This window comes from Gilliamella mensalis (assembly GCF_900103085.1).
Lineage (GTDB): Bacteria > Pseudomonadota > Gammaproteobacteria > Enterobacterales > Orbaceae > Gilliamella > Gilliamella mensalis.
Window position 1 is genome coordinate 199,223 of sequence record NZ_FMWR01000007.1, and the last position, 8,085, is coordinate 207,307.

8 protein-coding genes are annotated in these 8,085 nt (G+C 32.8%); 6 read left to right on the top strand and 2 right to left on the bottom strand.

Annotated elements, in window-relative coordinates:
* Positions 1 to 150: 150 nt before the first annotated feature.
* Together BQ5209_RS03910 and BQ5209_RS03915 are read right to left on the bottom strand one after the other, a co-directional pair.
* Positions 151 to 1,194 carry a CobW family GTP-binding protein gene (locus BQ5209_RS03910; protein ID WP_085247240.1) on the bottom strand — a complete coding sequence of 348 codons (1,044 nt, stop codon included), beginning with the start codon at positions 1,192 to 1,194 and terminating at the stop codon, positions 151 to 153.
* Positions 1,195 to 1,211: 17 nt separating this feature from the next.
* A complete protein-coding gene (locus tag BQ5209_RS03915) occupies positions 1,212 to 1,409 on the bottom strand; it encodes a YbdD/YjiX family protein (RefSeq protein WP_065607622.1) in 198 nt (65 codons plus the stop codon).
* A gap of 310 nt (positions 1,410 to 1,719) precedes the next feature.
* Between BQ5209_RS03915 and murA the strand changes: the two genes are divergently transcribed.
* The 6 genes from murA to BQ5209_RS03945 all read left to right on the top strand — a co-directional run bounded on the left by murA (position 1,720) and on the right by BQ5209_RS03945 (position 7,250).
* Positions 1,720 to 2,973, top strand: a complete 1,254-nt coding sequence (gene murA / locus BQ5209_RS03920) for a UDP-N-acetylglucosamine 1-carboxyvinyltransferase (RefSeq protein WP_085247241.1) — start codon at positions 1,720 to 1,722, stop codon at positions 2,971 to 2,973.
* Between the two features lie 52 nt (positions 2,974 to 3,025).
* Positions 3,026 to 3,601, top strand: a complete 576-nt coding sequence (locus BQ5209_RS03925; RefSeq protein ID WP_085247242.1) for a DJ-1 family glyoxalase III — start codon at positions 3,026 to 3,028, stop codon at positions 3,599 to 3,601.
* An 11-nt stretch (positions 3,602 to 3,612) separates the two neighbouring features.
* Positions 3,613 to 4,518 carry a cation diffusion facilitator family transporter gene (locus tag BQ5209_RS03930; RefSeq protein ID WP_143421840.1) on the top strand — a complete coding sequence of 302 codons (906 nt, stop codon included), beginning with the start codon at positions 3,613 to 3,615 and terminating at the stop codon, positions 4,516 to 4,518.
* Positions 4,519 to 4,602: 84 nt separating this feature from the next.
* The gene (gene pfkA, locus BQ5209_RS03935; protein ID WP_085247244.1) at positions 4,603 to 5,565 is read left to right on the top strand and encodes a 6-phosphofructokinase; all 963 of its coding nucleotides are present in this window, start codon (positions 4,603 to 4,605) and stop codon (positions 5,563 to 5,565) included.
* Between the two features lie 220 nt (positions 5,566 to 5,785).
* Positions 5,786 to 6,046, top strand: coding sequence for a GNAT family N-acetyltransferase (locus BQ5209_RS03940; RefSeq protein WP_085247245.1), 261 nt, complete (start codon positions 5,786 to 5,788; stop codon positions 6,044 to 6,046).
* Between the two features lie 130 nt (positions 6,047 to 6,176).
* Positions 6,177 to 7,250 carry an acyltransferase family protein gene (locus BQ5209_RS03945; protein ID WP_085247246.1) on the top strand — a complete coding sequence of 358 codons (1,074 nt, stop codon included), beginning with the start codon at positions 6,177 to 6,179 and terminating at the stop codon, positions 7,248 to 7,250.
* The last annotated feature ends 835 nt before the right edge of the window (positions 7,251 to 8,085 follow it).

Sequence of the window (8,085 nt, forward strand, 5' to 3'; positions counted from 1 at the left end):
AAAAGCGTGTATGTTAGCAAATTAAATCAAGTGTGGCTATTTGAGATATGCGTTTCTCCATGCCTGTTGACTTGTCAAAAAGTTTCAGGAATGTATGCGTTTAAGTATAAAAAAGGATGTGATTTCAATTTTTTCATGTGTTAATCTTTGTTATTGGTCTGATACTGTTTTCAAAAACAATTGATTTAATTCATCAAATGGGAGTTTACGACTGATTATTACTAATCGTGATATCCTTTCTGACAAATTTTGCCAAGAAGATCCATAATCAAATCCTACGACTTTATGTACACCTTGAACAATTAATCGTTGATCGTTACCTTTAATAGCTAAAACACCTTTGTAGCGTAACATGTCGTTGCCATATTGTTCGACTAAGCTCTCCATAAAAGTACCAATTTTTTTCAGGTCGAGCTCGCCAGCCTCAAAAAGATAAGAACAAATATTGTCTTCCCATGATGCAGCTTGTTTTTGAAGTGGTAGAGGTTGAAAGTTTGTTTCAAGTTTTTTGGTCGGTTTGATAATAAAAAAGCCTTTATTTATTGTGAGTTCATCACTGAGATCAAAGGCATGTATATCAAGCCATTGCGATTTTGGTATTTGACCTTTTATAGCTTCAAATATGATCGCTTTATGATTGATTTTATGAATTCGATTAATTACTTTTGCTTTTTGTTCATCATTAATACAGTCGGTTTTAGTTAAAATAATGCGATCTGCAAAACCAATTTGTGAAAGGGCAACACCATGTTCATTAAGATGTTTTAAAATATGCTTGGCATCGACAAGCGTAATAACTCCATCAAGCTGAATTGTCTCACGAATTAAATCATCAATAAAAAAAGTTTGGATAATCGGTGCTGGATCGGCAAGACCTGTTGTTTCTATAATCAGCCGATCAAATTGTAATTCACCAGCTAAACGTTTTATATGTAATTTATGTAATGCTTCAGTAAGTTCCCCTTGTACCGAACAACAAATACAGCCATTAGTCATTTCGACAATTTGAATTTCAGTATTAACATTTAATAAATTGCTATCAATGTTGACCGGACCAAATTCATTTTCAATAATAATTACTTTTTCGTCATGGTTATGTCTTAACAAGTAATTGATAAGTGTTGTTTTACCGGAACCTAGAAATCCTGTTAATAAGGTAACTGGTAACAGTGGCAATGGCGTAAGACTTGTCATTTATAATCTCTTAATTATTAGCAGCACTTAAATCCACCTTTGCCACTATATTTTGCTTCTTGGCGCTCTTTGAAAAACTCTTCATAAGTCATCGGGGTTTGTTCTGGATGAGTGAGCTTCATATGCTGAACATAATTATCATAATCTGGAATACCAACCATTAGTTTAGCGGCTTGACCCAGATATTTTCCTGCTTTTGCGAGTGAATCAAACATATCTTTTCTCTTAATTTAATATTATCGTATTGAGATATGAGAACCTTGCAGGTTATATCACATAAATCAAATTATATTTAAAAATTCATAGATTCCAATATAAGGCGCTAATTTGTTTGAGTCAATCATTGATTGATCGTAATTGTTACTAGATTCTAAAATCAGATAAAATTTTTTAAACTTGTTGATTTTACTTATTTTGTGAGTGTTTTAAAAAAAGGTGATATTTCAATTTTTTCATCAAATTCATTTAACTATTAGTAAATAACTTCTATAATATTCTCCAATTTGTCACGCATAAGAGTTAACAATGGAAAAGTTTCACGTAACAGGCTCAACTTCGCTAAATGGTGAAGTGGTTATTTCTGGCGCAAAAAATGCCGCGCTACCAATTTTATTTTCTGCGATTTTAGCTGAAAAACCAGTAGAACTTCGGAATGTTCCCAAGTTGAAAGATATCGACACAACTTTGGAATTGTTAAGTCAGCTAGGCGTAAAATGTGAACGAAATGATTGTATTCATCTTGATGCAGGTCATCTTAATAACTATTGTGCACCTTATGAGCTGGTGAAAACTATGCGTGCTTCAATTTGGGCTTTAGGTCCGCTTGTTGCTCGTTTTGGGAAAGGACAAGTTTCATTACCAGGTGGCTGTGCTATTGGTGCAAGACCTGTCGATCTTCATATTAATGGTCTTGAACAATTAGGTGCGAAAATCACACTTGATGAAGGTTATGTTAAAGCATCGGTAAATGGAAGACTGAAAGGTGCTCATATTGTGATGGATAAAGTGAGTGTTGGCGCTACTGTTACGATTATGTCAGCGGCAACTTTAGCTGAAGGTAAAACCGTAATCGAAAATGCGGCTTGTGAACCTGAAATTGTTGATACAGCCAAATTCTTGAATATGCTAGGCGCTAAAATTACCGGTGCAGGTACAATGCGTATTGAAATTGAAGGCGTTGAGCACTTAGGGGGCGGCATGCATGAGATCGTTTCAGATCGCATTGAAACTGGAACTTTTTTAGTTGCAGCAGCTATATCTCAAGGTAAAATCACTTGTCGTAAAACCGATCCAACTTTGCTTGATGCTGTACTTTTTAAATTGAAGGAGGCTGGTGCTAAAATTGAAGTTGGTGACGATTGGATTTGTTTAGATATGCAGGGAAACAGAGCGAAAGCGGTAAATATTCATACTGCTCCACATCCAGGGTTTCCTACCGATATGCAAGCACAATTTTCATTATTGAATATGGTTGCTGAAGGTACAGGTATCATTAAAGAAACTATTTTTGAAAATCGATTTATGCATGTACCTGAGTTAATCCGTATGGGGGCTAGGGCAGAAATTGAGGGTAATACCTTAATTACTCATGGTGTTGAAAAACTGAGCGGCACACAAGTGATGGCAACAGATTTACGGGCATCTGCAAGTTTAGTTTTAGCTGGTTGTATTGCTGAAGGCTTAACGACCGTAGATCGCATTTACCATATTGATCGTGGCTATGACAATATTGAGGCAAAATTAAGAAAACTAGGCGCCAATATTGAAAGGGTAAAGTAGTCTTTGTTTTTACTAAAAAATTAGTAAGTTGTTTGTTCAAAGGAGCGCAATAATGGCAAAACAAGCATTAATATTTCTATCAAATGGTTGTGAAGAAACCGAAGCAGTAACAACAATTGATTTATTAACTCGAGCAGATATTAATGTTACTACTGTGAGCATTTCAAGTACTCGTGAAATAGCATGTTCCCGTGGGGTAACAATCTTGGCAGAAAAAACGATTTTTGATATTCAAAATATTGATTTTGATGTTGTGATTCTGCCTGGTGGTTTAAAAGGAGCTGAAAATTTTCGAGATTGCCCATTGTTGATCGAGAAATTAAAACAAACACATCAAAATGGCGGTATAGTCGCTGCAATCTGTGCTTCGCCAGCTATGGTTTTACAGCATCATAATTTATTTCCGCATGCTAGTATGACTGGTTATCCAACCACTAAAAATGCATTTAAAAACTGGAAAGCTGATAGAGTTTATTTTGATGAACCAAATAAAGTTATTACCAGCCAAGGTCCAGCGACATCCATTGATTTTGCTTTAAAAATTATCGATGTATTGTTAGGAAGGACAAAAGCAGCCGAGGTTGCTCAGCAGTTAGTTCTTCCATTGGGGATAGAATCCTATCGATGAATAGGGATCAAATGTCAAATTTACATTTGTACGAAAGATTAGTTAAAAGAGCAACATTAATTGCTGTTCTAATCTCAATTTTTCTAATTTTCATTAAATTGATTACTTGTTGGGTAACAGGCTCAATAAGTTTATTTGCATCATTATTAGATTCAAGTATCGATTTACTTGCTTCTGGATTCAATTTTTTTTTAGTCCGTTATGCGCTAAAACCTGCAGATGATGAGCATACTTTTGGTCATGGTAAGGCCGAATCATTAGCTGCACTCTCGCAAAGTGCATTTGTTATTGGTTCTGCGATAATTTTGTTACTTTCTAGTCTTCGATCTTTTATTCACCCAAGTGAGTTGCAACTTCCTTTATTAGGAATTGCTGTTTCGATAGTTTCTGCTGTAATTACAGCTGTTCTTGTTTTATATCAAAGACACGTTGTCAAAATGACTAGCAGTAATGCTATTCAGGCTGATATGCTACATTATTCTTCCGATATGTGGATGAATATTGCCGTTATCATAGCACTTTGTTTAAGTTGGTATGGCATTACTTATGCTGATGCAGTTTTTGCATCTTTTATTGCTTTATATATTTGTTATAACGCCTATCACATTGCTTATGGCGCCATTCAGGATTTACTTGATCGCGCTTTGCCTGATAGCGATAAAATACGTATTGCTGAAATTGTTGCTTCATACCCAGATGTACAAGGTTTTCATGATTTAAAAACCCGGCAAGCAGGTCCTTTAAAATTTATTCAATTGCATCTTGAGCTAGATGATGATATGCCTTTAATTACAGCACATGCTATTGCTGATGCTATTGAAAAACATATCTCTAAAGAGTTTGCTCCAGCAACAGTAATTATTCACCAAGATCCAATTTCCGTTGTGCCAACCGAAATAAAAGAGCAGAAAAATTAATCAAAAATAGCTTTTTTTGTCTATTGTTAGATATCTGTTAAGACTCTATAATAACGAAAAGTTAATAATTTGGAGTTGTTTCATATGATAAAAAAAATAGGTATTTTAACCAGTGGTGGCGATGCTCCAGGAATGAATGCTGCTATTCGTGGTGTTGTAAGAACTGCATTAGCAGAAGGATTGGATGTCTTTGGTATTTATGATGGTTATATGGGACTTTGTGAAGATCGTATTGTTCAATTAGAGCGTTCAAGTGTATCAGATATTATTACTCGTGGTGGTACATTTCTTGGTTCGGCTAGATTTCCAGAGTTTAAAGATCAAAACGTAAGACAAAAAGCCATTGCTAATTTAAAAAAACATCAAATTGATGCTTTAGTGGTTATTGGTGGCGATGGTTCATATATGGGTGCAATGCGATTAACTGAAGAAGGTTTTCCATGTATTGGCTTACCTGGTACTATCGATAATGATATCCGTGGTACTGATTATACTATTGGCTATTTTACTGCCCTTAGTACTGCAGTTGAAGCAATTGATAGATTACGTGATACTTGTTCTTCGCATAACCGAATTTCAGTTATTGAAATTATGGGGCGAGACTGTGGTGATTTAACCTTAAATGCTTCTGTTGCTGGTGGCTGTGAGTTTATGATTATTCCCGAAGTTTCTTATACTAAAGAAGATCTAATCGAAGAAATTAAACTAGGCTTTGCAAAAGGTAAAAAACATGCAATTGTAACTGTTACAGAGCATATGTGTGATGTAAACCAACTTGCAGCAGACATTGAAGCGGCGGTTCATCACGAAACGCGTGCAACAGTATTAGGTCATGTGCAACGTGGTGGCTCTCCTGTTCCTTATGATCGTATTTTAGGTTCTCGTATGGGGGCTTATGCTGTTGAATTGTTGCTACAAGGTCATGCTGGTAGAAGCGTAGGTGTACAAAATGGTAAATTAGTACATCATAATATTATTGAAGCTATCAATAATATGAAACGTCCATTTGATATAGACCTTTACAATACAGCTAAACGTTTATTTTAATTACTTGTTGTGCGACTAAAGCATAATTTGCATTAATAAAGCTCTAATTGTTTTATTATAGGTGAATTGTTGAAAATAAAATTTTAAAACAATCACCTATTTGTCTATTAATCTTTCTAAAATTAGTTGATATAGGATTAAATTTACCTTAATAGGATATTGGAATTTATCAAATATGGATGTGTTCCACAATTAATTAACGATATAGAGGTAATCTTTTATGGCATTACATTTTTTAGAAGACAATGAGCGTTTTTATGTGTGTGATGCTAACAATAAAGAAATAGCTGAAATGACTTTTACAAGGGTGGGAAACGATAAGGCTACTATTAATCATACTTACACAGATCCTGCTTACCGAGGACAAGGTATCGCTGATAATTTATTAGATCTTGTGGTAAAACGATTACAGCAAGAAAAACGTGAAATTATTCCTATTTGCTCATTTGCTATTAATAAATTGGCTCGAAAATTAGATTGAGTAAAATATTGTAATTAATTGATATATTTATTATATTTTTTCCTAATTTTTATTTTGTAAATAGTGGTTCTAGTTGCATGAAAATGTGATAATGTATGCCAATTTACTTCATTATTTATAATCCCCCAAAATGATAACAGAAAAGTCGCAAAAAATTCATTCCATTCATGTATTACGTGGCGTTGCAATTATTATGATTGTTTTTAGTCACTGTTTAGGTGTGTTTAAAAATAGTCATTTAATCTCTAATAGCTATTTGTTTTCTTTTTTAAATTTATTTGCGTTTAATTTTACTACTTTTTTTGTATTGATTGCTGGCTTTTTATTTCAACATTTAACTTACAAGTTTGATACAAAAACTTATTATTTATCAAAATTTAAAACCGTTGTGTGCCCTTATATTTCCGTATCAATTTTTTGTTTTATATTTTTTCATTATCAATATTTATCTAACTTACCGTGGTATTCATCGACTGAATCTAGTGTCATTAGTTCAATAATTAGGATGATGTTGACTGGAACACAACTACTACCATTGTGGTTTATTCCGATGATTATTATTATTTATTTAATGGCGCCACTGTTATATTTTTGGTCTAAAAAGAGTTTAATTGTAGCTGGTTTGATTTCTATGTTCTGGGTTGTAATATTTACTAAACCTGATTTTACTCAACCTATTTTAAATTTGTTGCATTATGGTCCTGTGTACTTAACGGGTATGATGATAAAACAAAATTATCAAACTATTATGAAAACAGTGAAAGATAATTTGTTCTTAGTCACATCCTTTTTTTGTTTATGTTTTTTTGTTCCTTTTGCTTATCGTTATATGAGCCATTTTGGTATTGAAAGTATTTATTATGATACATTACAAAAGATTATTTTATTTATATTAGCACTTTATTTTTTAGATTGGCTCAATTACAAAACAACAAATGAAGGAAAGCTATATAAATTTTTTTCTTATATGGCTAATGTAAGTTTTCCTATCTATTTTATTCATGAAATTATTGTATTAGAGCTTGAACGGTTGCTGTATAAGTCTCCGTTAAGCTATATAATCAAAACCGACAATGGTTGGCTGGCATCATTGGGCGCAGTTATTTTTTGGGTTTCTACTTTAGTTATAAGTATCATTATTGCTAACATAATAAAATTAGTTTTTAAAAATAAAGCAAAATATCTTATTGGTGGGTTTCGTTAAATAATCTCATTCACGCTGTAATTTAGTTCTTTTTAAGGTGTGTTTTGTTAAAAGAAACTGTATGACTTTTATATTTAGAGAAGTAAATGGCTGTTTAATGAAATAATATTTTCAAAATTGGTAGTGAAAATACAAGGTTGTATGTATAGAAATATAATTTAATATATAGAATAATACTGGGTTATTTACACTCTATGGCTAAAATAATCCTCTGAAAATTGGTAAGGTGTTTATCTGAAATCACGGATGTGATTTAACTATTATAATATAATTAGTGCATTACCTAAGCTTTCATTTCTTATCTTTTTAATCACCAAATATTTGCTTATTATACACATCTCTATTAAGTTACCTATCACTCTTTCTAATTACCCATTCGTTTGAGAGCGAATGGGTCAATTTTGTTTTATGTGATAGAGAGCATACATTTCAACCAATTGATCTTCACCTCCGTTATTTGAATAAATGCATTCAATAGTAATAAGGACATTGGCTAATGTTGTCGGTTATAAATGGAGGATGGATGACCGTAAAACAATTTAGGCAAATTGTTGATGGTTATTTTTTCTTGAGGATATACTCACCAGATCGCTTGATCTTTTACTTTTGATAAGGCGTTACATTTTTATCGATACTTATTACACTATTTTCTCTAATTAGTGAAAAACGCTAGTGATTTTTATACTTAATAAATTGTTTTTCGATAGCCAATGATATTTATTTTATTTATACCAAAAAGTTTTCTGTAAAGAGATTTGAACAAATAAGAGACAAACGGAGAAAAAATTGAAATTAACACTTGCATGAATTTTTAAAGTCCCTATAATGCGCATCC

Excerpts from the sequence above, each read along its gene's own strand:
- BQ5209_RS03910 (WP_085247240.1), bottom strand. The coding sequence starts at position 1,194 with ATGACAAGTCTTACGCCATTGCCACTGTTACCAGTTACCTTATTAACA.
- BQ5209_RS03915 (WP_065607622.1), bottom strand. The coding sequence starts at position 1,409 with ATGTTTGATTCACTCGCAAAAGCAGGAAAATATCTGGGTCAAGCCGCT.
- murA (WP_085247241.1), top strand. The coding sequence starts at position 1,720 with ATGGAAAAGTTTCACGTAACAGGCTCAACTTCGCTAAATGGTGAAGTG.
- BQ5209_RS03925 (WP_085247242.1), top strand. The coding sequence starts at position 3,026 with ATGGCAAAACAAGCATTAATATTTCTATCAAATGGTTGTGAAGAAACC.
- BQ5209_RS03930 (WP_143421840.1), top strand. The coding sequence starts at position 3,613 with ATGTCAAATTTACATTTGTACGAAAGATTAGTTAAAAGAGCAACATTA.
- pfkA (WP_085247244.1), top strand. The coding sequence starts at position 4,603 with ATGATAAAAAAAATAGGTATTTTAACCAGTGGTGGCGATGCTCCAGGA.
- BQ5209_RS03940 (WP_085247245.1), top strand. The coding sequence starts at position 5,786 with ATGGCATTACATTTTTTAGAAGACAATGAGCGTTTTTATGTGTGTGAT.
- BQ5209_RS03945 (WP_085247246.1), top strand. The coding sequence starts at position 6,177 with ATGATAACAGAAAAGTCGCAAAAAATTCATTCCATTCATGTATTACGT.